The organism is Kitasatospora sp. NPDC054768, from assembly GCF_053612025.1.
Genome location: NZ_JBSHBN010000029.1, coordinates 45,553 through 69,527 on the forward strand (window position 1 = coordinate 45,553; position 23,975 = coordinate 69,527).

A 23,975-nucleotide genomic window follows, 5' to 3' on the forward strand; every position below is an offset into this window, starting at 1 on the left:
ACACGGACTCGCTGACGCAGCTGTCGCGCCCCCCGCCCCACCCGGTGGGGGCGCGTGCCCCGGCACGCGCCCCCTCCGTCGTCGTCTCCCCCGCGCCGGCTCAGGGCGTCCGGAAGACCCACAGCTTGGCCAGCACGAACCGGACCACCGTGGCGAGGCCGTTGGCCACCACCAGCCCGGCCACCTCGACCGTCCGGGAGGCGTGCGGCACCGCCACGTCCAGCAGCGCCAGGGCGCCGCTGGACAGGCCCAGCCCGATCAGGAACGCGACCGCGCCCTGCAGTTGGTGGCGCACCGCGCCGTCCGAGCCGGTGATGCCGAAGGTGAAGCGGCGGTTGGCGGCGGTGTTGGCCACCGCGCTGACCGCCAGCGCGATCAGGTTGGCCACCTGCGGCGAGGTCACCAGCCGCAGCAGCACGAACAGCGCCAGGCAGAAGACGGTGCTCAGCACCCCGATCACCAGGAAGGACGGCAGCAGCCGGCGGACCGGCCGGGGTGCCTCGGCGGGCTCCTCGCGCTCGTCCCGGGCCGTGGGGAGGCTCTCGTTCACGCGCCCGCACCGTACCGGTCCGGCTCCTCGGCCGAGTCGTAGCCGACGAAGTACGCGGGCCGCGCCTGGACCGCCGAGTAGATCCGGCCGACGTACTCGCCCAGCAGGCCGACACAGACCAGCTGCACGGCGCCGATGAAGAGCATCCCTATGAACAGCGAGGACCAGCCGGGCACGGTGGAGCCGACGGCGTACGCGATCGTGGTGTAGAGCGCCAGCAGGATGCAGACCAGGAAGCTGAACAGCCCGAGCCAGGTGGCCAGTCGCAGCGGGGCGGCGGAGAAGTTGGTGACGCTGTCGAACGCGAGCCGGACCATCTTGGACAGCGGGTAGTGGCTGCTCCCCGCGATCCGCTCCTCGCGGACGTAGACCACCTCGCCGCTGGGGAAGCCCAGCCAGGGCACCAGCAGCCGGTAGACCGGCTGGTGCTCGGGCATCGCCTTGAGCGCGTCCACGGCCGCCCGGCTGAGCAGCCGGAAGTCGCCGGCCTGGTTGGGCATCCGCTTGCCGACCAGTCGGCGCATCAGCCGGTAGTACCCGCCGGCGGTGTGCCGCTTGAAGAAGGTGTCGGTGCCGCGGTCGCCGCGCACGCCGTAGACGATGTCCAGGTTCTGCTCGCGGGCGAGCGCCAGCATCTCGGGGATCTTCTCCGGCGGGTCCTGGAGGTCGGCGTCGATGGAGACCACGTAGTCGCCGAAGGCGCGGTGGAGGCCGGCGGTGAGGGCGGCCTGGTGCCCGGAGTTGCGGGCGAAGCGGACGATGCGGAACTCCGGCCAGTCCTGGCGGATCTTCTGCATCAGCACCGGGGTGACATCGGTGCTGCCGTCGTCGACGCCGACCACCTCGTAGCTCACGTCGAGCCCGTCGAGGATCGGCCGCAGCCGTTCGACGGTCAGCGGGAGCGCCTCCTGCTCGTTGTAGATAGGCATCACGACCGACAACAGCGGTGCCGTTGACATGCGTTGGTCCCACTTTCCACGACGGCCGGGCTGGATGTCGCCCGACCTTAACAGTCTGCGATGAGCGGCCGGTGAAAGGCGGCGCGCTCCGGTGAACCGCTGCTGAGACGCCGAAGGGCCCCGCGCACCGTGCGGTGCGCGGGGCCCTTCGGACTGAGCCTGTACGAGGCAGGCAGGTCAGACCGTCAGACTACTTGATGATCTTGGTGACCTGGCCGGCGCCGACGGTGCGGCCACCCTCACGGATGGCGAACTTCAGGCCCTCCTCCATGGCGATCGGCTGGATCAGCGCGACCGTCATGGCGGTGTTGTCGCCCGGCATGACCATCTCGGTGCCCTCGGGGAGGGTCACGACGCCGGTCACGTCCGTGGTACGGAAGTAGAACTGCGGGCGGTAGTTGTTGAAGAACGGGGTGTGGCGGCCACCCTCGTCCTTCGACAGGATGTAGGACTGGGCCTCGAAGTCGGTGTGCGGGGTAACCGAACCCGGCTTGATGATGACCTGGCCGCGCTCGACGTCCTCGCGCTTGATGCCACGGAGCAGCAGACCGACGTTCTCACCGGCCTGGCCCTCGTCGAGCAGCTTGCGGAACATCTCGATGCCGGTGACCGTGGTGGTGGTCTTGGTCTCCTTGATGCCGATGATGTCGACAGTCTCGTTGACCTTGAGGATGCCACGCTCGATACGGCCGGTGACGACGGTGCCACGACCGGTGATCGTGAAGACGTCCTCGATCGGCATCAGGAACGGCTGGTCCACGGCGCGGGCCGGGGTCGGGATGGCCTCGTCGACCGCGTGCATCAGGCCGAGGAGCTTCTCGCCCCACTCCTTGTCGCCCTCCAGCGCCTTCAGCGCGGAGACGCGGACGACCGGCAGGTCGTCGCCCGGGAACTCGTACTCGGAGAGCAGCTCGCGGACCTCGAGCTCGACGAGCTCCAGGATCTCCTCGTCGTCCACCATGTCGGCCTTGTTCAGGGCGACGACGATGTACGGAACGCCGACCTGGCGGGCCAGGAGGACGTGCTCCTTGGTCTGCGGCATCGGGCCGTCGGTGGCGGCGACCACGAGGATGGCGCCGTCCATCTGGGCGGCACCGGTGATCATGTTCTTGATGTAGTCGGCGTGACCCGGGCAGTCGACGTGGGCGTAGTGGCGCGCCTCGGTCTGGTACTCGACGTGCGCGATGGAGATGGTGATACCGCGCTGCCGCTCCTCCGGCGCCTTGTCGATCTGGTCGAACGGCGTGAAGGGGTTGATCTCCGGGTACGCGTCGTGCAGCACCTTGGTGATGGCCGCGGTCAGCGTGGTCTTACCGTGGTCGATGTGACCGATGGTGCCGATGTTGACGTGGGGCTTCGTCCGCTCGAACTTCGCCTTCGCCACTGAGTCCTCCTGAGGACAGTTCCTGTACGCCGTGCTGACGCCAGTTGGTCTTTGATCGGTTTTGGTGCGGGTTGTCCGGAGGACATCCCGTGCCGTCCCGCTGGTGGGGGGGCCGGAGGCTCCCGGGAGGATCCGACCGGATCCTCCCGGGTTGCCTCCGAATAGCCTAAGGCTTCGCTATCGTCCCGATTATCGGGACGTCACTCGCCCTTGGCCTTGGCGATGATGTCGTCCGCCACGTTCTTCGGAACCTCGGCGTACGAGTCGAACTGCATCGAGTAGCTCGCGCGACCAGAGGTCTTGCTGCGCAGGTCACCGACGTAGCCGAACATCTCGGAGAGGGGCACCAGCGCCGTGACGACGCGGGCACCGTGACGCTCGTCCATGGACCGGATCTGGCCACGGCGAGAGTTGATGTCGCCGATCACGTCGCCCATGTAGTCCTCGGGCGTGGTGACCTCGACGGCCATCATCGGCTCGAGGAGGACCGGCTTGGCCTTCCGCGCGCCTTCCTTGAACGCCATCGAACCGGCGATCTTGAACGCGAGCTCGGAGGAGTCGACGTCGTGCGCCTGACCGTCGAGCAGGCTCACGCGGACACCCTGCAGCGGGTAGCCGGCGAGGATGCCGAACTCCATGGCCTCCTGGCAACCGGCGTCGACCGACGGGATGTACTCGCGCGGAACGCGGCCACCGGTGACCTTGTTGACGAACTCGTAGCCCTCGGCCTGCTCGAGCGGCTCGATCGCGATCTGCACCTTGGCGAACTGACCGGAACCACCGGTCTGCTTCTTGTGGGTGTAGTCGATGCGCTCGACCGCCTGGCGGATGGTCTCGCGGTACGCGACCTGCGGCTTGCCGACGTTGGCCTCGACCTTGAACTCACGGCGCATACGGTCGACCAGCACCTCGAGGTGCAGCTCGCCCATACCCGCGATGATGGTCTGGCCGGTCTCCTCGTCCGTGTTGACCTGGAAGGACGGGTCCTCCTCGGCGAGACGCTGGATGGCAACGCCCAGCTTCTCCTGGTCACCCTTGGACTTGGGCTCGATCGCGACGCGGATGACCGGGGCCGGGAAGTCCATGGACTCCAGGATGACCGGGTTCTTCTCGTCGGACAGCGTCTCACCGGTGGTGGTCTGCTTCAGGCCCATGACGGCGATGATGTCGCCGGCGCCCACCGAGTCGATCTCCTCACGCTTGTTCGCGTGCATGCGGTAGATCTTGCCGATGCGCTCCTTCTTGCCCTTGACGGCGTTCAGCACCGAGGTGCCGGACTCCAGGCGGCCCGAGTAGACCCGGACGAAGGTGAGCTTGCCGAGGTGCGGGTCCGACATGATCTTGAACGCGAGCGCGGCGAGCGGCTCGTCGTCCGAGGCCTTGCGGGAGATCTTGACCGTGTCGTCACCGGGCTTGGTGCCCTCGATGGACTCGATGTCCAGCGGCGACGGCAGGTACTTGACGACCGCGTCGAGCAGGGGCTGAACGCCCTTGTTCTTGAAGGCGGTACCGCAGAAGATCGGGGTGAAGTCCGAGTTCAGGGTGCCCTTGCGGATCGCGTCCTGCAGCAGCTCGACCGGGATCTCCTCGCCCTCCAGGGCGAGCTCCATGATCTCGTCGCTGACGTTCGAGACCGTGTCGATGAGCGCCTCGCGGTACTCCTCGGCCTGCTCCTGCAGGTCGGCCGGGATGTCGACGACGTCGTACATCTCGCCCTTGGCGGCCTCGGCGGACCAGACCAGCGCCTTCATGCGGACCAGGTCGACAACGCCCTGGAAGTCCGACTCGGCACCGATCGGCAGCTGCATGACCAGCGGGGTGGCGCCGAGGCGGTCCACGATGGTCTTGACGCAGAAGAAGAAGTTCGCGCCCGTGCGGTCCAGCTTGTTGATGAAGCAGATGCGCGGGACGCCGTAGCGGTCAGCCTGCCGCCACACGGTCTCGGACTGGGGCTCGACACCGGCGACACCGTCGAACACCGTCACGGCACCGTCGAGGACGCGCAGCGAACGCTCCACCTCGACGGTGAAGTCGACGTGGCCCGGGGTGTCGATGATGTTGATGGTGTTGTCGACGTCGTCAACGGTCCAGTGACAGGTCGTCGCGGCCGACGTGATCGTGATGCCGCGCTCCTGCTCCTGCTCCATCCAGTCCATGGTGGCAGCGCCATCGTGGACCTCACCGATCTTGTACGAGACACCGGTGTAGAACAGGATCCGCTCGGTGGTGGTGGTCTTGCCCGCGTCGATGTGCGCCATGATCCCGATGTTGCGGACCCTGGCGAGGTCAAGGGAGGTTGCAGCCATGGTGGCTCGTTCTCTCTCTGTCTAGTGACGGGGTAGGGACTACCAGCGGTAGTGCGCGAAGGCCTTGTTGGACTCGGCCATCTTGTGGGTGTCCTCACGACGCTTCACGGAAGCGCCCAGGCCGTTGCTGGCGTCGAGGATCTCGTTCATCAGGCGCTCGGTCATGGTCTTCTCGCGACGGGCGCGGGAGTAACCGACCATCCAGCGCAGCGCCAGGGTGCTGGCGCGGCCCGGACGGACCTCGACCGGAACCTGGTAGGTCGCGCCACCGACACGGCGGGACTTGACCTCGAGAGCCGGCTTGACGTTCTCCAGCGCGCGCTTCAGCGTGACGACCGGGTCCGAGCCGGTCTTCTCACGGACGCCCTCGAGGGCGCCGTAGACGATCCGCTCGGCGGTGGAGCGCTTGCCGTGCAGCAGGATCTTGTTGACCAGCTGGGTGACGACCGGGGAGCCGTAAACCGGGTCGATGATGACCGGGCGCTTCGGGGCGGGGCCCTTACGAGGCATTCTTACTTCTCCTTCTTGGCGCCGTAGCGGCTGCGGGCCTGCTTGCGGTTCTTGACACCCTGGGTGTCGAGCGAACCGCGGATGATCTTGTAGCGGACACCAGGAAGGTCCTTCACACGACCACCGCGCACCAGCACGATGGAGTGCTCCTGCAGGTTGTGGCCCTCGCCCGGGATGTAAGCGGTGACCTCGATCCCGCTGGTGAGGCGCACACGGGCGACCTTGCGGAGAGCCGAGTTCGGCTTCTTCGGGGTGGTCGTGTACACACGCGTGCAGACCCCACGGCGCTGCGGGGAACCCTTCAGCGCGGGAGTCTTGTTCTTCTCGACCTTGTCCTGCCGGCCCTTTCGGACCAGCTGCTGGATCGTAGGCACCGTTTCTCCGTTTTCTGTGTGCCAAGGCTTGGTGGAACTAACCTGCGATGTCTCCCTCGCACACGGCCCCGTGGTCGACCCACGCGGTCGGGTGTGTTGGGCTTGTTACGACACGGAATCCCATGGCTGCTGTACAGCGACGGCGCTCTACGCGCGGCGCGCTGGGAAGCGCTCCGGCTCGGCGCGGCGACCGGTGTGCATGCACGCACAAGGACCCGGGGACACCCCAGGCACAAGGTCAGAGCGTACCTAGCGCATCGGGCTCGGTCAAAACAAATGCAACGCCGCAGGTCGCGGGGCTTGCACCGAAAGCGGGCCGGGAACCGGGCCGGGGCGGGGCTCCCTACCACAACCGGGCAGCCCCCGCACCGCGACCCTACGCCTCCGCGTGGGCCCCGGCGAGCCGGGGCGGGTCCTGGCTGGCGCTGCCGCCGGCCGCCCCGGCCGACTGCGGCAACGGGCGCTCCCGGTTGTCCGACACCGCCGTGAACAGCCCCAGCGCGAGCGCGGCCAGCGTGTACACGGCCAGCCAGAGCATCCAGGTGCCGGGCGGGGACCAGTGGGCCGGGTTGATCAGCAGCGGGCCGGTGCTGCCGACGGTGTTGCGGCGCAGCGCCCAGAGGAAGGCCGCGGCGTTGACCAGGGACAGCGAGAAGCCGGCGATCACCAGCAGCCGGCGCCAGGCGAAGCCGCCCCAGGGCAGCCGCTCGTGGCAGATCGCGGCGCACAGGATCGGCAGTCCGACGGCGAACGGCAGCAGGTAGCGGCCCTGCCAGATCATGCCCAGCTGGCGCGCCTGCATGGCCTGTGCCGCTATCGGTATCACCACGATGCCGGCCATCACGCCGACGATCGCCAGGGCGTCGCGGAACCGGGCGTAGCAGAGCGCGAACATCGCCAGGGCGAGCGCCACACCGCACCAGACCAGCAGCGTCGCGGCCGGCGCCTCGGCGTCCAGCCAGCCGAAGTAGCCGATCATCTGCTTCATGTAGAGCAGGCCGAAGTCGAAGGTCTTCCGGGCCGCGGCGAGCGGGGTGAGGTCGCTCGGGGTGTTGATGATCGAGTTGTCCGGGTGGCTCGACGACCAGGCCAGGGCCGCGACGGCCCCCGCCGCCGCCAGGCCGCCCCAGAGCCAGGTCACCTTGCGGCGGAGCACTTCGCGCACCGCCCCCTTCTGGCCCAGCAGCAGCGCGAAGAACAGGGCCCCGGCGAACCAGATCAGGCCCAGCGGGCGGATGCTGATCAGCACCAGCGCGCCGATGCCCAACCGCGCCAGCCGGCGGTTCAGCAGGAGCGGGTCCGGGCTCATCAGCATCGGCAGCCCGGCGCTCCAGACCAGGATGCCCGCCGCGATCTCCGGACCGCTCGGGTTGACCACGCCGAACAGGAACAGCGCCATCGGCGTGGCCGCGGTGATCACGCCGAGCAGGGTGAAGGAGCGCCGCCGCCACTCCGCCGCCGAGACCACCGCGCTCGCCACCAGGGCGGAGCAGATCAGCGCCGACATCAGGCGCATCAGGTAGAAGGCCTTGGCCCCGTGGACCAGGAGGCTGGGCCAGCCCACCGCGAAGTAGTACGCCGGGTGGTAGCGGCCCGCCGCGGTGGTCACCAGGGTCTCCCCCGGACGGTCCACGAGCCGGGGCGCGCAGGAGGCCGGCTGCTCGGGCTTGAAGACGTAGCAGCTGTTGACGTCCTTGAGGTCCTGGTAGATGCGCGGGAGCTCGACCCCGGTCTCGGCGAACTGGCCCTCGATGCCGCCCACCAGGTGCGGGACCATGACCTCCCGTCCCTCGACCTGGCCTCGGGCGACGGCCGCCGCCCGGATCAGGTGTGCGTGCTCGTCCGGCGAGGCACCGGTCGGCGAAGCGAACGCCCAGGCCCCACTCAGTGCGAACAGGATCGCGAACGCCACGACCCACAGACGCCTCGGTGAGGAGACGAGCCGGTCGGCGAGGCTCTTGACGGCGGTGATCATCATCAGGATTGGGCCTTCGGGGTCAGTTCGGGCTCATGGGCGGGAACTGGTTACTTGATCATGCTGAGCCATGACTGGTCACCGGTCTTGGAGCACTGCCCACCCGGCGCGAACTTCGGGCAGGTGCCGTCGAGGTTCTGCATGGTGTGCGACACCCACGGCAGGATGCGGTAGGTGTCCTCCTTCGCCGGCATGTAGCGGTCCGCCATCGACGAGGAGACCGTACCGAACAGGAAGAGAAGAGCGAACAGCGTACCGATCACGGCCGCCTGCGGGCCCGGCAGGGCCGTTCCGGCGGTACCGGCGGCCTCCGCGGCCCGGCGGCGCTCGGCCAGCCGGAGCGAGACCAGGTGGGCGAGCAGGGCGCAGAGCAGCAGGCCGCAGTAGAGCAGCTGGTTGTTGGTCCGGGTGTAGAGCTGGACCGTCTGCGTCTCGTACATGTGCGAGGCGATGAACATCCGCATCACCCAGGCGCTCGCGAACATGCAGCTGATGGTGACGATCACCGGCTTGCGGATGCCCAGCCAGAGGGCGGCGCCCAGTGCGACGAACATCACCACCGCGAACAGGTCCATGCCGCCGAACTCGCCGGGGATCGGCCAGTCCCCCACCTTGCCCGGCATGTCCGTACGCCACATCAGGAAGTACGCCGGGTCGGTGAAGTTGTCGAAGCGGAAGTTGGAGTCCTTGGTGTCCGGGGCCTCCGTCAGCATGGTCACCAGGTAGCTGCCGCAGACCAGCAGGAAGGCGGCCCCGGTGGTGCCGAGGTACGCCAGGCCCTTGCGCCGGTCTTCGTGCCAGGGGAAGTACATCAACGCCGCGACCAGCACGCCGAGGGCGCTCCACAGGAACCAGCCGGAGTACGTGAGGAACATCAGGCCCAGCAACGCCCCGAAGCCGCCCGCCTTCAGCAGCAGCAGCCGCCAGCCGTCCGTCCCGCTCCGGCGCAGGTGCACCACCACGGCGACCAGCACGGGCACCAGGACCACCAGCACGGTCTGGCTGTACGGCTTGTAGGCGTCGATCAGGGCGAAGGCCGGCAGCACGCCGAAGGCCAGTGCGCGGACCGGGCTGAGCAGCATGCGCCACGAGAGGTAGACCAGCGGGCCGAACGCTGCGGCGCCGAAGATCTGCAGGTCCTTGAAGGCGTACGCGGTGTTGCCGCCGCGGAACAGCTCCGCGTAGAAGCCCAGGGTGTAGAGCGGCGCCGGCGGGTAGACCGGCGAGCCCGAGGGCTGACCGTTCACCACCGCGTGGGCCCACTCGACGATGCGCTGGCTGTCGCCGTTCATGCCGAACATCGGCCAGGGCGTGCCGAGCAGCGCGATGACCGCGCCGGCCGCCACGAAGCCGCTGGCGAGACCGGCGATGGCGGCCGAGGAGAAACGGGACGCCAGGCCGAAGTGCCGGCCCGAGCGGAAGCGCATCGCGAGCACGACCACGCCGAGCAGGAGGAAGCCGATGACCGCGAACCGCAGCTGCACCGCGGCGAGACCGCTCACCTGGGCGATCCGGTTCAGCGGGTCCATCTGGAAGCCGCGCGCCATCAGCGGGAGCACCAGGGCGGCCAGGAAGGAGACCACGGCCTCGCCCGCGAGCAGTGCCGGAGCCGACGTCCGGAGCCGGGCCACGGAGCGGCCCGCGGATCCCCGGATCAGCGAACGTCCTCCGATCGGCGGGATCCTGGAGGCCTCTTGGGCACTGACTGTCACTGGCACGGTCCTCAGCTCGTGGTCGCTCGCTCGGCCCGCCCGGCCCTTCGGCGTCGGCCGGTGACGGAGAACGTACTGCTTCCGGGTGCGCGGCGGCAGCCCCGGGCATCATAGGTCCTCCGTCTGAGGAAGGCCCCATCGGGAAGAACGGCCGACCACCGTGGGATCACCCGACCGGGTGGGCCTCAGGCGAAGCCGAGGAGGATCATCAGGGTCCAGAACGCGCACCCCAGGTAGCCGATGACCAGGCCGAGGACGGCCGCCCAGTCGCCGTCCATGTTGCGGCGGCGGATCTCCGAGCGGGCGATGTGGCCGGTGATCACGGCGGGCGCGGAGAGGCCGACCAGACTGGCCACCAGGGAGACCACGGCGAGCACGTTGGTGGGGCGGGCCTGCACCGGCGGCGGGACGGCCATGAAGGTGGCCGGAACCGGCGTGGCGGCGGCGGCCGGCGGCGCCGTCATCGGCCCGGAGGGCAGGTCGGCCACCAGCACGGCCAGCTGACCGTAGGTCTGCGCCGCGGCCACGGCCTCGTGGCGCTGCTCGTACTCCTGGACGGAGAGCCGCCCCTCGGCGAACGCGGCCTTGAGCACGTCGAGCGTCCGGTCCCGGTCCGCGTGGCCCGCCCGCATCGCCGCCTGCGACGACACCGCCGGCGCGGGCACCGGCTGCCAGCCCCCCGCCGACCGCTTGCCGGGCGGATAGCCGGAACCGGGCTCGCCCCATGGTTGTACGGACATCCGCCACCTCCCGGTAGCGCGGCACCCCCGCGCACGTCACTGCTTCCTCATAGTGCAGGACGAACGGCCGAACTGAGTAGTTGCCAAATCGGCCCAGTAGCCGCCGAGAAGAGGATATTGGTCGGCGTGCCTCACCCGTTCGGCGGATGTGCTCAGGGGATGCTCAACTCGGGCGACAGCCTGTTCGAGCAGTGACAGGCTGAGCCCCGAGGGCTTCCACCAGCACGATGCCCACCACTCCACCACCACGAGCAGAGAAGGCCGCCATGCAGGCGTCAGCGCCGCCGTCCTCCGACCTCCCCGGGCCGGGAACCCCGTCCGCCGTCAGCATCCAGGGGCTCTGGAAGCACTTCGGCACCCAGGCCGCGGTGGCCGGGCTGAGTCTGGAGCTGCCGGCCGGGGCGTTCATCGGCCTGGTCGGGCCGAACGGTGCCGGCAAGACCACCACGCTGTCGATGGTCACCGGGCTGCTCCGGCCCGACCAGGGCACCGTCCTGGTGCACGGCACCGACGTGTGGGCGGACCCGGTCACGGTCAAGGCGCGGATCGGCATCCTGCCCGAGGGCCTGCGGATGTTCGAGCGGCTCAGCGGGCGCGAGCTGCTCCAGTACACCGGGCGGCTGCGCGGCCTGCCCGGCGCCGAGGTGGACCGGCGGGCCGAGGAGCTGCTGGCCGTCCTGGACCTCGGCCGCGACTCCGACAAGCTGGTCGCCGACTACTCCACCGGCATGCGCAAGAAGATCGGCCTGGCCGCGGCGCTGCTGCACAACCCGGACGTGCTGTTCCTGGACGAGCCCTTCGAGGGCGTCGACCCGGTCTCCGCCCAGACCATCCGCGGCGTGCTCAAGCGGTACGCGGCGGCCGGCTCCACGGTGGTCTTCTCCAGCCACGTGATGGAGCTGGTCGAACAGCTCTGCGACTGGGTCGCCGTGGTCAACGCCGGCCAGGTGATCGCCCAGGGACCGCTGGACACCGTACGGGGCGGGCGCAGCCTGCACGAGGCCTTCCTGGACCTGATCGGCGTGCGCGAGGACGACGGGCAGGCGCTCGGCTGGCTCGGCGGCGGGCAGCCCGGGGGTGCCCTGTGACCGAGCGGAGCGAGGCCACGCGCACGGCCTCGGTGCCCGACGGGCGGACGGTGGTGCGCGCCCTGGTCGCGCTCAAGCTGCGGCTGCTGCGCAACGGGCTGCGGCGCAGCCCCGGCCGGACCACCGTCTACGTGATCGGCGGCGTCGTGGGCCTGGCCCTCGCGGCCGGCGTCGCCGTCGCCATGAGCGCGCTGAACGGGCGCTACGCGGGCTCCGGGGACGCCGGGGTGATGCTGCTCGGCGTGCTGGCCCTGGGCTGGGCCGCCCTGCCGCTGTTCCTCTTCTCCAGCGACGAGAGCGCCGACCCGACCCGGCTGACCATGCTGCCGCTGCGGCCCGGCCCGCTGCTGCGCGGCTCGCTGCTGGCCGCGCTGATCGGACCGGGGCCGCTGATCAGCCTGGTGCTGGTGACCGGCGCGGTGCTGGCCGGCGCGGCCGGCGGCGCCTCGGCCGCGGTCGCGGTGCCCGCCGTACCGCTCGCGGTGCTCTGCCTGGTCACGCTCTCCCGGGCGGTCGCGGCGGGCAACGCCCGGATGCTCTCCAGCCGGCGCGGCAAGGACTTCGCGATCTTCGGCGGGCTGGCCTTCGCGCTGCTGGTGCAGGTCGCCAACGTCGGCTCGCAGAGCATCCTCGGCCGTCGGGGCGGACCGATCGACCTCACCCCGCTGAAGCCGATCGCCTCGGTACTGCGCTGGATCCCGCCGATCAGCGCGGCGGACGCGCCGCGCACCGCCGGCGAGGGCCGGTACGGGCTCGCGCTGCTCCAGCTCGCCGCGGCCGCCGCGCTGCTGGCACTGCTGCTGCGCTGGTGGCGGCGGAGCCTGCAGGAGCTGATGGTCACCGCCGACTCCTCCACCCTGGAGGTGGCCCGGGGGGTGCAGAACTCGCGCGGCTGGCGCTTCCTGCCCCAGGGCCGGACCGGCGCGGTGATGCAGCGCCACCTGCGCTACGCCTGGCGCGAGCCGCGGGCCAAGGCCGCGCTGTTCACCAGCATCGGGATGACGCTGGTGATCTGCGTGCTGTCCATGGTCCAGGGCTGGGCGAGCGTCTACCTGCTGGCGATGACCGGGGTGTTCCTCGGACTGCAGATGCTCAACCTGTTCGGCATGGACGGCTCGGCGTTCTGGATGGTCGCCGCCACCCTGCGCACCCCGGCCGACGCCCGGTCCGAGCTGCGCGGCCGGGCGTACGCGGTGCTGTCGTACGCCGTCCCGGTGACGGTGGTGCTGGGGCTGGTGCTGGCGGCCGTCACCGGCCGATGGGGCGAGCTGCCGTCCGCGCTCGGCCTGGCGCTGACCCTCCTCGGCTGCGGGATCGCGCTGGGCTCGATGTTCAGCGTGCTGGCGCCCTACACCATGCCGGCCGACAGCAACCCGATGCGCAACGCCGCCCCCGGACAGGGCGGGCTGATCCTGCTCAACCAGTTCGGCTCGATGCTCGGCGTCACGGTGCTGGCACTGCCGGTCGGCGGCTACCTCGCCTGGGCGCTGGTCTCGGACGGGCCGAGCTGGCCGGTGCTGCTGGTCGGCCCGCTGTACGGCGCCCTGGTCGCGACGCTGGGCGTGCGGATGGCCGCGGGCCGGCTGCTGGAGCGCACGCCGGAGATCCTGGCCAAGGCCATCGAGCGCTGAGCCGCGGGCCCCGCCGGCCCGAGCGCCGGACGGTCTTCGCCGCGGCTCCGGCATCATGGGCAGGAGGCCGGACCGTCGAGGAGAGCAGGGACACACCGTGGGCGAGCGAGCGCAGCAGGCCGGGACCGCCGGGCCGCTGCTGGAGCAGGCGGTGCGGTCGGTGCTGACGGCACCGGAGGACGCACTGGACCTCGCCCTGGACACCGGGGCCTCGCTGCTGGCCGCCTCGGCCGGGCAGTGGCCCGAGGTGAGCCGGGCGGTGCTCGGCCACGCGGACACCGCCGTCGGCCGCTGCTGGTCCGCCGGATGGCGGCCGGCCGACCTGGCCCGGGTGGTGCGCCGCGAGCTGCAGCCCGTCCACCTGGCCCTCGCGGTGGACCTGATCGCCGCCGAGGACCGCCGCCACCCCGCGGCCGGCCTGGACCGGCGCTGGCGGGAGCAGCTGCGCGAGCTGGAGGCCGAGGTGTGGTGGTCCGGCGACGAGGAGTACCTCGGCGCCTTCGCCCACCGGCACCGGCTGGACCGCTTCGCGCTCGCCACCGCCGTCCTGGAGCTGCTGCGCACCTGGGGCCGGCTGCCGCCGATCGCCCCGGTGGGGCCCGCCCCCGGGCAGGCCGTCCGGGGGCGGCACTCGGCGCCGGTGACCGGCGAGCCGCGGATGCTGGCGCGGATCCGGGCGCTGCTGGCCAAGGCCGAGTCCACCGAGTACCCGGAGGAGGCCGAGGCGCTGACCGCCAAGGCCCAGCAGCTGATGGCCCAGCACAGCATCGACGACGCGCTGCTGGCCGCGGCCGGCGCCGACCGCGACACCCCGGCGGCGCTGCGGATCGGGGTGGACAACCCGTACGAGGGCCCCAAGACGATGCTGCTGGACGCGGTCGCGGCGGCCAACCGGTGCCGGGTGGTGTGGGCGAAGGAGTTCGGCTTCTGCACCGTGGTCGGCTTCGACGGCGACCTGGACGGCGTCGAGCTGCTCTACACCTCGCTGCTGGTGCAGGCCACCCACGCGCTCAACAAGGCCGGCTCCCGCAAGGACTCGCGCAGCAAGGCGTTCCGGCAGTCCTTCCTGGTCGCGTACGCGGCGCGGATCCGCGAGCGGCTGACCGCCGCGACCGAGCGCGCCACCAGCGCCGCCGCGGCCGGCCGGCACCTGCGCGAGGACGGCACCGAGGAGCAGCTGCTGCCGGACGAGCGGCTGCTGCCCGCGCTCGCCGCCCGCTCCGAGGCGGTGGACGAGCAGGTCGACCGGCTGTTCCCGAAGCTGGTCTCGCAGCGGGTGCGGGTCAGCGACGGCGTGGGCTGGGCGGCCGGACGCGCCGCCGCCGACCGGGCCGCGCTGCACGGACGCGCCGGTGCGATCCGCCGGTAGGGCCCGTCCCGCCGATCATTCCCCGGGGACCTGATAGAACGTAGTCCGCCACGAACGAAGGGGGACGCGACGTGACGGATCCGGCGGCGGAGTCGGGGTACCGGGACCGGGTGCGCGGAGCGCTGCTCGGCGGAGCGATCGGCGATGCGCTGGGCTGGCCGGTGGAGTTCCAGCAACTCCACCAGATCCAGGACCGGTTCGGGCCGCAGGGCGTGACCACGCTGCCGGCCGGGCCCGGGCCGGTCGAGGTCACCGACGACACCCAGATGACGCTGTTCACCGCCGAGGGTCTGATCCGCGGCTTCGTCCGCGGCTGGACGGGCGGCGGCGGCTCGGTGCCGGAGGCCGTCCACGGCGCCTACCGGCGCTGGCTGCGGACCCAGTACCAGGGTGCGCCGGACACCGAGCCGCAGCCCCGCCCGTACGACGGCTGGCTGCTGAGCCGGCCCTTCCTGTACGCGCGGCGGGCGCCCGGCAACGCCTGCCTGAGCGGGGTGGCCGAGCATCCGGTGTTCGAGGCGCCGTCCGCGATCGGGCTGCTGGGGCCGATCAACCCGGGTTCCAAGGGCTGCGGCACGGTGATGCGCTCGGCGCCGTTCGGGCTGGCCCGGCTCGGGGTCGAGCAGTCCTTCGGGCTGGCGGTGCAGTGCGCCCAGCTCACCCATGGACACCCGACCGGCTACCTCGCGGCCGGCGCCTTCGCGGCCCTGGTCGAGCGGCTCGCGGACGGCACCGAGCCCTGGGCGGCGGTCGGCGAGACGGTGGAGCAGATCCGCGAGCTGCCGAGTTCCAAGGAGACCGTCCAGGCGCTGGCCCGGGCGGTGCGGCTGGCCCAGGAGGCCGAGCCGGCCGCGGAGACGGTGGAGCGGGTCGGGCTCGGCTGGACCGCCGAGGAGTGCCTGGCCATCGCGGTGTACTCGCTGCTGGCGGCCACCCTGGACCCCGATCCGGTGCGCACCGCGCTGCTGCTGTCGGTGAACCACTCGGGGGACAGCGACTCGACCGGCGCGGTCTGCGGCAACCTGGTCGGGGCCGCGTACGGCGCCGCGGCGCTGCCCCCCGAGTGGGCCGGGGCGGTCGAGGGGCGGGCCGAGCTGCGGCAGGTCGCGGACGACCTGCTGGTGCTGTTCGGCAGCCGTGACCCGCTGCACCCCGGGCTCGGCGGGCGCTACCCCGCCTGGTGACCACCCGGCCCGGTGACTACCCCGCCTGCGGGTCGGTGACCTGGCCGAGGAACAGCGGCGCGCCGCCCCGGCTGTCCCGGATCAGGAACAGGAACGGCCGGTCGACGTACACCTGGACCGGCCGTTCGGCGTTCGGCGCCGCCATCACCTCCATCCCGACACCGCTGCCGGCCGCCGCGACCGTGCCGTCCTCGCCGACCTCGATCGTGGCCTTCTGCACCACCGTGCCGACGGCCAGCGGGTCCTTGGCGATGCCGCCGAAGTCGGCCGCGTCGAAGGCCGCCCGCACGCCGAGCCAGCGCAGCGCGGGGGTGAGCTCCTTCGAGGTGCCGAAGTGGAAGCGCGGCAGCCGGAGGTCGACCGGCCGCTCGGCGAGGGCCCCGAGGACGCGGTCGAGCTGGGGCTGGTCCAGGCCCTTGGCGAACGCGGCGAAGCCGCCCTGCGGGGGGACGATCAGGTCCATCACCAGCCCGCCCTCCGCGTAGGGCAGTTCGACGGCCTGCCAGGGCTCGCCGACGATCCCGCCGGAGCCGTCGGCGTACTTGAACTCCCCGGTCTGCCCCATCGTGGGGACGGCCGGGGCGGAGCCGTCGAGCTTGTGGAACGGGCGGTCGGCGGTGTGCGAGGGCGTGAAGGCGGAGGCCCACTTCGCCTTGAGGTACAGCGCGTCGGTGAGCACCAGCCGGGTGCTCGACGTGATCCCGTTCGAGCCGAACAGGTCCTTGATCCGGCCGTCGGTGGCCTTCTCCACCGCCGCGTTGACGGTCTTGCGGGCGCCGTCCGGGTCCTTGGCGAAGTCGGCCTGGTGGACCCCGGCGTCGAAGGCGGCGGCGAGGGTGGCGAGGTAGTCCGGCTCGACGGCCAGGCCCTGTTGGGTCCAGACGTCGTCGCTGCGGCGCAGGGTCAGCTGGTCGGTGGCCGGGACCGGCCGGTTCAGCGCGCCGGTGGCGAGCGCGTACTGCCGCGGGTCGAGCCCGGTGTGCAGGGCCTCGGCCAGTTCCCCGGCGGTGGCGCCGCGGGCTCCGGGCAGCAGCATGGCGAGCAGGGTGGCCAGGCCGGACGGGGAGACCACGAGGTTGCTCCCGGCGGCGTCCGGCTCGCTGGTCAGGGCGTGCAGGAGGTCCAGGCCGAAGGCGTCGGTGGCGGTCGCGGTGGCGGCCACCTGGGCCGGGTCGACGGCCGGCCGGCTCACGGGCGCGGACGCCCGGAGCTCCACGGGCGCGGCGGCCCCGGTGCTGCCGCAGCCGGCGAGCAGCGGCGTGGCGAGCGCGGCCGCGAGGAGCAGCGCCGCCGGGCGGCGGAGGGTGCGACGGGTTGCGGTGCTGCGGTTCGTCATGGCCCTTCGACGCGCCGTCCCGCCCACCGGTTCCGCCCGGCCGGCGTGCCCCGGATCAGTCCCAGAGCGCTCCGAACTCCAGCAGTTCGTCCCGGTGCTCGATCCGCTCCACCCAGTCGGCCGGCCAGGCCGCCTCGCCGTGGTGGGCGCCGGCGAAGGCGCCGGTCAGGCAGGCCAGCGAGTCGGAGTCGCCGCTGGAGCAGGCGGCCCGGCGGACGGCCGCCACCGGGTCGTCGGGCAGCAGCAGGAAGCAGAGCAGGCCGGTGCCGAAGGCCTCCTCGGCGACCCAGCCCTCGCCGGTGGCCAGGCACGGGTCGGCCTCGACGTCGGGGGCGGCGAGCGCCGCGTCCAGCCGGTCGAGCACCTGGAGGCACTCTCCCTCCTTGCCCGCCGACGGGCAGGAGGGGCCCATCAGCCGCGGGCGATGACGGCCTGCGGCGAGGAGCCGTACCAGCGGTCGGCGAGGTCGCCGAGCCAGAACGCGTCGTACCGCTCGCGGCTCGCCAGCGCGTACGCCCGCAGCACCGCGGGCAGTGCGGCGGGCGGGACGCCCTCGGCGAGCTTGCGCACGGCGTACGCGGTGAGGTCACTGGCGGCGAGCGCGGTCGGGTGGCCGTGGGTGAGCGCGGACTGCAGCTGGGCGGCGCCGGAGAGCTGCCGGGCGTCCAGGTCGCGGATCAGTCCGACCGGGGCGACCCGCATGTTGGCGCCGCAGCCCTTGGAGCCGACGTCGCTGGCCTGCTGCCAGCGGTACTCGTCGTGGCTGAGGCGCTGGCAGGCGCGCAGGCAGGTCATGCCGGGGGCACGGTTGTTCTGCGGGGAGCGCCACCAGTCGACGAACTCCTCGCGGACCGGCCGTTCCAGCCGCAGGGGCGTCAGGGTCCCGCGCGCCAGGGCGGTGCGCAGGCCGCGGGCGAGGGCGAGCGTCATCTGGGTGTCGTCGGTGACCAGCGCCTTCTTCGGCAGCGGGAGCCGCCGCCAGTTCGGATGGTCGGCGGCGATCCGCTCGATGTCCTGGAACTCGGTCGGCCGGCCCATCGCGTCGCCGATCGCCAGCCCCAGCAGTGCCCCCGTCGCCTTGCCCACGGCAGTTCCCCCCTCTTCCCGTCACACCTCGACCAACAGCTCCTTGAGCCCGCGGATCACGTAGCCCGGGTTCCACTCGGGCTCGCGGACCAACCGCAGGCCCGGGGCCCGGCGCAGCAGCGTGCCGTAGGACTCGGTGAGCTCCAGTCTGGCGAGTGGGGCGCCCAGACAGAAGTGGATTCCGGCGCCGAAGGTGATGTGCGGGTTGTCGGTGCGGCCGAGGTCGAGGCGGTCCGGGTCGGCGAAGCGCTCGGGGTCGCGGTTGGCGGAGCCGAAGAGCAGGGCGATCTCGGCGCCGCGCGGGATGGTGACGCCGCGGACCTCGATGTCCTCCAGCACCCAGCGCTCGAACATCTGCAGCGGGGTGTCCCAGCGCATCAGCTCCTCGATCGCGGTGGGCAGCAGTGCGTCCACCGAGCCGCGCAGCCGGGCGAGCTCCCCGGGGTTGCGGAACAGCGCCCACCAGCCGTTGCCGGTGGTGTTGACGGTCGCCTCGTGGCCGGCGTTGAGCAGCAGCACGCAGGTGGAGATCATCTCCTGCTCGCTGAGCGCGTCGGAGCCCTCCTGGGCCTGGATGAGCGCGCTGATCAGGTCCGTCCCGGGGTTGCCCCGGCGCTCGCGGATCAGGGTGCGCAGGTAGTCGGAGAAGTCGATGCTCGCGGTGACGGCCCGGCGGGCGGTCTCCTCGGTGGGGTTGAGCTCGAACATCCCGGTGATGTCGGCGGACCACGGCCGCAGCAGGTGGCGGTCGGCCTCCGGCACGCCGAGCATCTCGGCGATCACGGCGACCGGCAGCGGCTCGGCGACGGCGGAGATCAGGTCGCCGCCGCCGGCCGCGAGCAGCCGGTCGACCAGTTCGCCGGCCAGCCGCCGCACGGTGGGGCGCAGGCCCTCGACCATGCGCGGGGTGAAGGCCTTGGAGACCAGCCGGCGCAGCCGGGTGTGGTCGGGCGCCTCCAGGTCGAGCAGCCCGTGGTCGTTGAGGGTGTGGAAGGGCTCGTGCGCCGGGTCGGGCTCGGGGCGGCCGAACTCCTGGTGGCTGAAGCGGTGGGTGTAGGTGCGGCCGAGCCGCCGGTCGCGCAGCAGGGCGCTGACGTCCTCGTGGCGCGAGACGAGCCACTGGTTCGTGGGCTCGAAGTACGTCACCGGCGCGTGCTCGCGCAGTTCGGCGTACGCGTCGTACGGGTGGGCCACGAAGGCCGCCGACCAGGGGTCGAACTTCGCCGTCGTCGTCATCGGTCGATCACTCCAGGCCAGGAGGGGGGAAGCCGGAAAGATCATCGTACGCACGCGGTACGTCCGGGAACATGACCCTTCCGGCCCCCGCTCAGGCCCGTTCCAGGACAAGTCGGCGCACCAGCTTCGGCAGCGCCTGCGAGATCGGCTCCCGGATCACCTCGGCCGCGGCCTCGTCGTAGGGCGTCGGCTCGCCGTTCACGATGATCAGCTTCGCCCCGGTCCGCACCGCGTTGTACGGCAGCCCCGCCACCGGGAACACCTGGAGGCTGGTGCCGACCGCGATGAAGACGTCGCAGGCCCGGGCGACCGCGTCGGCCTGCCCGAGCACCTCCGGGTCCAGGTTCTCGCCGAACATCACGATGCGCGGCTTGAGGATCCCCCCGCACTCCCGGCACGCCGGGTCCGGCTCGCCCGCCCCGACCCGGTCCAGCGCGTCCGCCATCGAACCGACCACCCGGCAGCGCAGGCACTGCGTCTCCCGCACGTTGCCGTGCAGTTCGAGCACCTTGCGGGCGGTCAGCCCGGACCTCTGGTGCAGCCCGTCGATGTTCTGGGTGAGCACCCGCAGCGGCAGCCCGGAGCGCTCCAGGTCGACCAGCGCCCGGTGCCCGGCGTTCGGCTCGGCGCCCAGCGCGCCCGTCTCCAGCCGCATCCGCCAGGCCCGCCGCCGGACCTCCGGGTCCTCCAGGTACGGCCCGATGGTGACCAGCTCCTGCGCCGACGGGTCCTTCTGCCACAGCCCCTGCGGGCCGCGGTAGTCGGGGATGCCGGAGTCCGTCGAGATGCCCGCGCCGGTGAGCACGGCGATCAGGGGGCGCTTCGCGTTCATACCCCGGACCGTACGGCCCGCGGCCCACGACCGGCCACCGAAAATCCGGGGGCGCCGGGCCGGGGCCCGCTTCGGGCCAGGACGCGCGTTTCAGGCCAGGGCGGCGCGCGGCGCGGCGGCCGGACGGGCCAGCGGGGCGAGCGCGAGCAGGTAGCAGGCGGCGGCGAGCGGGACGAGGGCCAGGTCGACGCCCGAGGCCAGGGTGCCGAGCAGCGCCAGCACCGGGCTCCACCAGCGCAGCGCCCGGGAGCGGCCCGCCGCGGCGGCGGTCAGCAGCGCCAGCAGGCCGACGTAGAAGAGCAGCGGGCCGACCTGGTAGACGACCGGCAGCACGCCCGGGACGTCCTGGACCCGGTCGAACAGCCGCGACTGCTCGGCCTTGTCCGCCGCCGCCAGCCCCACCACCAGGTCGATGCCGATCTGCGCCAGCGAGCAGAGCAACCCCGCGAAGGCCGTCCCCAGCGCCGCCCCGGCCGCGGTCCGCGCGGCCGTGCCGCGCGGGGCGAGCCGCCGGTGCAGGGCGAGGAGGACGGGGGCGAACAGCAGCAGCCCGGCGAGCATCGCGGTGTGCCCCGCCGTCCAGCCGGGGCCGGGCGCCCGGGAGCCCGGCACCAGGCGGATGCCGCCGTAGAGGGCCATCAGGGCGGGGGCGCCGACGACGGCGTACGGAGTGAGGCCGCTGAGGCGGGTGGGGCGGGTGTTCCGGGCATTCAGGGCGGTGTTCATCCGATGGTCTCCAGCGGTGTGGTCCGTTCCGACACCGCAGAGCCTCCCGGCCGGGGCCCTCGTCCCGGATCACCCGCACCGGCGAACCGGCCGCCTCCCCCGCACGGGGGAGCCCGTCAGGACTCCCCCGCCACCACCGCCCCGGCCTCGTACGCGAACACCACCGCGTGCACCCGGTCCCGCAGCCCGAGCTTGCTCAGCACATTGCTGACGTGCGTCTTCACCGTGTGCTCGCTGACCACCAGCTCGGCCGCGATCTCGGCGTTGGACAGCCCGCGCGCGATCAGCCGCAGCGTCTCCCGCTCGCGCAGGGTCAGCTGCTCCAGCAGCCGCGACGGCGGTCGCACCGCCCGCTCCGGCGCCCCCGGCCGACGGGCCGCGAACTCGCCGATCAGCCGCCTGGTCACCGACGGCGCGAGCAGCGCCTCCCCCGAGGCGACCATCCGCACCCCGTGCGCCAGGTCGTCCCGCCGGACGTCCTTGAGCAGGAAGCCGCTGGCGCCCGCGTACAGCGCGTCGAAGACGTAGTCGTCGATGTCGAAGGTGGTCAGCATGATCACCTTGGTCGACGGGAACTCGGCGCACACCCGGCGGGCCGCCTCCAGCCCGTCCATCACCGGCATCCGGACGTCCAGCAGCAGCACGTCCGGGCCGTGCGCGCGCACCGCCTCGATCGCCTCGGCACCGTCGCACGCCTCGGCCACCACCTCGATGTCCGGCTGCGCGTCCAGGATCATCCCGAACCCGGCCCGCACCAGCTCCTGATCGTCCGCGACGACCACCCGGATCGGCGTCATTCGTCCACCCTCTCCACCACCCCGCCCGTGCCCAGCGGCAGCCGGGCCCTCACCAGGAAACCCCTGCCCTCCGGCCCCGGCCCGGCCTCGGCCCGCCCGCCGCAGGCCGCCGCCCGCTCCCGGATGCCGACCAGACCGCGGCCGCCGGACCAGCCGACCACCGCACGGCCGGCCGCGGCCGGCACCCCGCGTCCGTTGTCCGAGACCACCACCTCCAGCACCTCCCCGGCCCGCCGCACCCGGACCGCGACCCGGTCCGCCCCGGCGTGCTTGACCGTGTTGGTCAGCGCCTCCTGCACGATCCGGTACGCCGCCGTCTCCACGTCGGCCGGCAGCGGACCCTCCTGCCCCGGAAGTTCGAGATCCACCCGCAGCCCCGCCGCGCGCACCCGGTCGGCCACCCCGGCGAGTTCGGCCAGCCGGGGCCGCGGCGCCAGCTGCCGGCCCGCCTCCGGGTCCTTCAGCACCCCCAGCACGCGCCGCAGCTGGACCATCGCGTCCCGGCCCGCGTCGGCGATGGTGTCGAACGCGCGGACGGCCCGGTCCGGATCACTGCGCACCACCACCGGCCCGGCCTCGGCCTGGATCACCATCAGCGAGACGGCGTGGGCCAGGATGTCGTGCATCTCCCGGGCGATCCGGGCCCGCTCCTCCGCCACCGCCCGGGCCGCGTCGCTCGCCGCCCGTTCGCCGGCCTCCCGGGCCCGCTCCGCCTGCACCCGGGCCAGCTGCCGCTGGGCGCGCACCAGCGAGCCGAACACGAAGGTGCCGACGGAGGTGACCAGGCTGAACAGCGCGCCGTTCGGCGAGTGGGTGCCCAGCACGTTGCCGACCACCACCACCGCCAGCACGCTCCACCGCACCCGCTCCGAGGACCGCTCCGCCACCGTGTAGAGGGCGACCACCCCGGACAGCGGCACCTGGGGGTTGGCCGAGTGCGCCACCACCGAGATCACCAGCGACGGCGCCGTCGCCAGCGCCAGCACCGTCAGCGGCCTCAGGCGCCGCCAGGGCAGCGGCAGCGCGGTCGCCACCGCGAGCAGGTGGATCCACCACGGGCGCACCGTGGTGTCCTGGGACACCGCCCAGAGCGCGACCCCGGCCGCCGCCACCGCCAGCAGCGAGTCCGGCAGGTACGGGCCGAACCCGTCCACCCGGCCGCGCAGGCGCACCGCACGCTCCACCCCGGTCCCTCCCCCGTAGCCGGGGACGCCGCCCCCGCGGAGGAGATCATGCCCTACCGGCAGCGCCTGCGGAACGCCCAGGTCAGACACCGCTGACCGTCACACCGCCGGTCTCCGCCCGGGCGCTGATGCTGCGCGCCGCGCCCGGCTGCGAGGGGATGCCCAGGTCCACCGCGCCGGCCGAGGCCCGGGCGTCCACCGCGTACGCCTCCCCGGCCGGCACCCGCAGCCGCACCCCGCCGTTGGTGGTGCTCGCCTCGACCTTCGACGGCGCCGCGGCGAAGTCGGCCCGCACCCCGCCGTTCACCGTGACCAGCCGCACCCGCGGGGCCCGCAGCCCGTCGGCCTCGACCCCGCCGTTGGTCACCTCGGCGTCCACCTCGCCGGCCAGCCCGGACAGCTCGACGCCACCGTTGCCCTCCTTCACCCGCACCCTGGTCCCGGCGGGCACCTGCACGGTGTACCCGATCCCGCAGGAGCCGCAGTCGTACGTCAGCCTCAGCACGCCGTCCGTCACCTCGTGGGTGCTCTTCGGCGCGTCCCCCCGGTAGTCCTGCTTCTCGACCACGTGCACGGCGTCACCGCCCCCGTGCACCACCACCCCGCCGTCGGCCCCCTCCACGACGAGCTCCCGGACCGGTCCCGCCACCCCGTAGCTCACCGTCCGGTGCTCCGCGTCGTCCCCGAACGGCAGGCAGGCCGACATCCCGACCAGCACCCCCGCCGTGATCGCCACCGCGCCCAGCACCCGCTTCATCCCCGGCTCCTTCGAAAGCCCGTCGACCGACACCGGGAACCCTCCCTCGGCGGCCGCCCCGACCGCCTCCCCCGCCGGAGCGGTTCCCGCCCCTCCCCCGTACGACGGAGCCGTCCGGCCCCGGGAATGCCGAAGGGCCCGGAGGCTTGATGCCTCCGGGCCCTTCCTTTGTAGCGGGGACAGGATTTGAACCTGCGACCTCTGGGTTATGAGCCCAGCGAGCTACCGAGCTTCTCCAC

The 23,975-nt window shown here is 72.4% G+C and carries 20 protein-coding genes and 1 pseudogene; 4 read left to right on the plus strand and 17 right to left on the minus strand.

What is annotated here, in order from left to right; genetic code table 11:
* Positions 1-100: 100 nt before the first annotated feature.
* The 9 genes from ACWGKU_RS11960 to ACWGKU_RS12000 all read right to left on the minus strand — a co-directional run bounded on the left by ACWGKU_RS11960 (position 101) and on the right by ACWGKU_RS12000 (position 10,510).
* The gene (locus ACWGKU_RS11960) at positions 101-550 is read right to left on the minus strand and encodes a GtrA family protein (RefSeq protein ID WP_401050870.1); all 450 of its coding nucleotides are present in this window, start codon (positions 548-550) and stop codon (positions 101-103) included.
* On the minus strand, positions 547-1,479 hold the full coding sequence (locus ACWGKU_RS11965) for a glycosyltransferase family 2 protein (protein ID WP_452182871.1): 933 nt from the start codon (positions 1,477-1,479) through the stop codon (positions 547-549). The genes ACWGKU_RS11960 and ACWGKU_RS11965 overlap by 4 nt, the downstream gene beginning before the upstream one ends.
* Positions 1,480-1,699: 220 nt before the next feature.
* A complete protein-coding gene (tuf, locus tag ACWGKU_RS11970; RefSeq protein WP_359897522.1) occupies positions 1,700-2,893 on the minus strand; it encodes an elongation factor Tu in 1,194 nt (397 codons plus the stop codon).
* A 200-nt stretch (positions 2,894-3,093) separates the two neighbouring features.
* Positions 3,094-5,199, minus strand: coding sequence for an elongation factor G (fusA, locus tag ACWGKU_RS11975; RefSeq protein WP_359897523.1), 2,106 nt, complete (start codon positions 5,197-5,199; stop codon positions 3,094-3,096).
* Between the two features lie 39 nt (positions 5,200-5,238).
* A complete protein-coding gene (gene rpsG, locus ACWGKU_RS11980; RefSeq protein ID WP_030055803.1) occupies positions 5,239-5,709 on the minus strand; it encodes a 30S ribosomal protein S7 in 471 nt (156 codons plus the stop codon).
* Between the two features lie 2 nt (positions 5,710-5,711).
* Entirely contained in the window at positions 5,712-6,083 is a 372-nt protein-coding gene (gene rpsL / locus ACWGKU_RS11985; RefSeq protein WP_014144289.1) for a 30S ribosomal protein S12, read from the minus strand.
* Between the two features lie 376 nt (positions 6,084-6,459).
* Positions 6,460-8,061: a DUF2142 domain-containing protein gene (locus tag ACWGKU_RS11990; RefSeq protein WP_359897524.1), complete on the minus strand. Its 1,602-nt coding sequence runs from the start codon at positions 8,059-8,061 to the stop codon at positions 6,460-6,462.
* Positions 8,062-8,108: 47 nt separating this feature from the next.
* Positions 8,109-9,689, minus strand: a complete 1,581-nt coding sequence (locus tag ACWGKU_RS11995; protein WP_452177439.1) for a hypothetical protein — start codon at positions 9,687-9,689, stop codon at positions 8,109-8,111.
* A 266-nt stretch (positions 9,690-9,955) separates the two neighbouring features.
* Positions 9,956-10,510, minus strand: a complete 555-nt coding sequence (locus ACWGKU_RS12000) for a DUF1707 and DUF4190 domain-containing protein (RefSeq protein ID WP_380538548.1) — start codon at positions 10,508-10,510, stop codon at positions 9,956-9,958.
* 266 nt (positions 10,511-10,776) lie between these two features.
* Here ACWGKU_RS12000 and ACWGKU_RS12005 point away from each other — a divergent pair, with 266 nt between their 5' ends.
* The 4 genes from ACWGKU_RS12005 (at position 10,777) to ACWGKU_RS12020 (ending at position 15,782) form a co-directional block, all read left to right on the plus strand.
* Positions 10,777-11,598 carry an ABC transporter ATP-binding protein gene (locus tag ACWGKU_RS12005; protein WP_359897527.1) on the plus strand — a complete coding sequence of 274 codons (822 nt, stop codon included), beginning with the start codon at positions 10,777-10,779 and terminating at the stop codon, positions 11,596-11,598.
* Positions 11,595-13,229: a transporter gene (locus tag ACWGKU_RS12010; protein ID WP_401049625.1), complete on the plus strand. Its 1,635-nt coding sequence runs from the start codon at positions 11,595-11,597 to the stop codon at positions 13,227-13,229. Before ACWGKU_RS12005 ends, ACWGKU_RS12010 begins: the two co-directional genes overlap by 4 nt.
* A 97-nt stretch (positions 13,230-13,326) precedes the next feature.
* A complete protein-coding gene (locus ACWGKU_RS12015; protein WP_380538554.1) occupies positions 13,327-14,598 on the plus strand; it encodes a DUF2786 domain-containing protein in 1,272 nt (423 codons plus the stop codon).
* 71 nt (positions 14,599-14,669) lie between these two features.
* Positions 14,670-15,782 carry an ADP-ribosylglycohydrolase family protein gene (locus ACWGKU_RS12020; protein WP_401048341.1) on the plus strand — a complete coding sequence of 371 codons (1,113 nt, stop codon included), beginning with the start codon at positions 14,670-14,672 and terminating at the stop codon, positions 15,780-15,782.
* Positions 15,783-15,798: 16 nt separating this feature from the next.
* On the opposite strand, the gene ACWGKU_RS12025 is transcribed toward ACWGKU_RS12020, so the two are convergent.
* From ACWGKU_RS12025 to ACWGKU_RS12060, 8 genes and pseudogenes are all read right to left on the minus strand, one after another.
* Positions 15,799-17,118, minus strand: a complete 1,320-nt coding sequence (locus ACWGKU_RS12025; protein ID WP_452177438.1) for a serpin family protein — start codon at positions 17,116-17,118, stop codon at positions 15,799-15,801.
* 55 nt (positions 17,119-17,173) lie between these two features.
* Positions 17,174-18,156: pseudogene (locus tag ACWGKU_RS12030) on the minus strand (ADP-ribosylglycohydrolase family protein).
* A 69-nt stretch (positions 18,157-18,225) separates the two neighbouring features.
* Positions 18,226-19,440 (minus strand): cytochrome P450, encoded by a 1,215-nt coding sequence (locus tag ACWGKU_RS12035; protein ID WP_452177437.1) that lies wholly within the window; start codon positions 19,438-19,440, stop codon positions 18,226-18,228.
* A gap of 91 nt (positions 19,441-19,531) precedes the next feature.
* Positions 19,532-20,272, minus strand: a complete 741-nt coding sequence (locus ACWGKU_RS12040; RefSeq protein WP_401048346.1) for an SIR2 family NAD-dependent protein deacylase — start codon at positions 20,270-20,272, stop codon at positions 19,532-19,534.
* A gap of 90 nt (positions 20,273-20,362) precedes the next feature.
* Positions 20,363-20,998, minus strand: a complete 636-nt coding sequence (locus tag ACWGKU_RS12045) for a hypothetical protein (RefSeq protein WP_452177436.1) — start codon at positions 20,996-20,998, stop codon at positions 20,363-20,365.
* A 116-nt stretch (positions 20,999-21,114) separates the two neighbouring features.
* Positions 21,115-21,795, minus strand: coding sequence for a response regulator (locus ACWGKU_RS12050; protein ID WP_380351773.1), 681 nt, complete (start codon positions 21,793-21,795; stop codon positions 21,115-21,117).
* Entirely contained in the window at positions 21,792-22,979 is a 1,188-nt protein-coding gene (locus ACWGKU_RS12055) for a sensor histidine kinase (RefSeq protein WP_452177435.1), read from the minus strand. The genes ACWGKU_RS12050 and ACWGKU_RS12055 overlap by 4 nt, the downstream gene beginning before the upstream one ends.
* Positions 22,980-23,061: 82 nt before the next feature.
* Positions 23,062-23,736 carry a DUF4097 family beta strand repeat-containing protein gene (locus tag ACWGKU_RS12060; RefSeq protein ID WP_452177434.1) on the minus strand — a complete coding sequence of 225 codons (675 nt, stop codon included), beginning with the start codon at positions 23,734-23,736 and terminating at the stop codon, positions 23,062-23,064.
* Positions 23,737-23,975 lie beyond the last annotated feature (239 nt).

What these genes read in the sequence shown, in the direction of transcription:
- rpsG (WP_030055803.1), bottom strand. Translation starts at nt 5,709, where the DNA reads ATGCCTCGTAAGGGCCCCGCCCCGAAGCGCCCGGTCATCATCGACCCG.
- ACWGKU_RS12035 (WP_452177437.1), bottom strand. Translation starts at nt 19,440, where the DNA reads ATGACGACGACGGCGAAGTTCGACCCCTGGTCGGCGGCCTTCGTGGCC.
- ACWGKU_RS12045 (WP_452177436.1), bottom strand. Translation starts at nt 20,998, where the DNA reads ATGAACACCGCCCTGAATGCCCGGAACACCCGCCCCACCCGCCTCAGC.
- ACWGKU_RS12060 (WP_452177434.1), bottom strand. Translation starts at nt 23,736, where the DNA reads ATGAAGCGGGTGCTGGGCGCGGTGGCGATCACGGCGGGGGTGCTGGTC.
- ACWGKU_RS12050 (WP_380351773.1), bottom strand. Translation starts at nt 21,795, where the DNA reads ATGACGCCGATCCGGGTGGTCGTCGCGGACGATCAGGAGCTGGTGCGG.
- ACWGKU_RS12000 (WP_380538548.1), bottom strand. Translation starts at nt 10,510, where the DNA reads ATGTCCGTACAACCATGGGGCGAGCCCGGTTCCGGCTATCCGCCCGGC.
- ACWGKU_RS12025 (WP_452177438.1), bottom strand. Translation starts at nt 17,118, where the DNA reads ATGACGAACCGCAGCACCGCAACCCGTCGCACCCTCCGCCGCCCGGCG.
- ACWGKU_RS12005 (WP_359897527.1), top strand. Translation starts at nt 10,777, where the DNA reads ATGCAGGCGTCAGCGCCGCCGTCCTCCGACCTCCCCGGGCCGGGAACC.
- ACWGKU_RS11990 (WP_359897524.1), bottom strand. Translation starts at nt 8,061, where the DNA reads ATGATGATCACCGCCGTCAAGAGCCTCGCCGACCGGCTCGTCTCCTCA.
- fusA (WP_359897523.1), bottom strand. Translation starts at nt 5,199, where the DNA reads ATGGCTGCAACCTCCCTTGACCTCGCCAGGGTCCGCAACATCGGGATC.
- ACWGKU_RS11965 (WP_452182871.1), bottom strand. Translation starts at nt 1,479, where the DNA reads ATGCCTATCTACAACGAGCAGGAGGCGCTCCCGCTGACCGTCGAACGG.
- ACWGKU_RS12040 (WP_401048346.1), bottom strand. Translation starts at nt 20,272, where the DNA reads ATGAACGCGAAGCGCCCCCTGATCGCCGTGCTCACCGGCGCGGGCATC.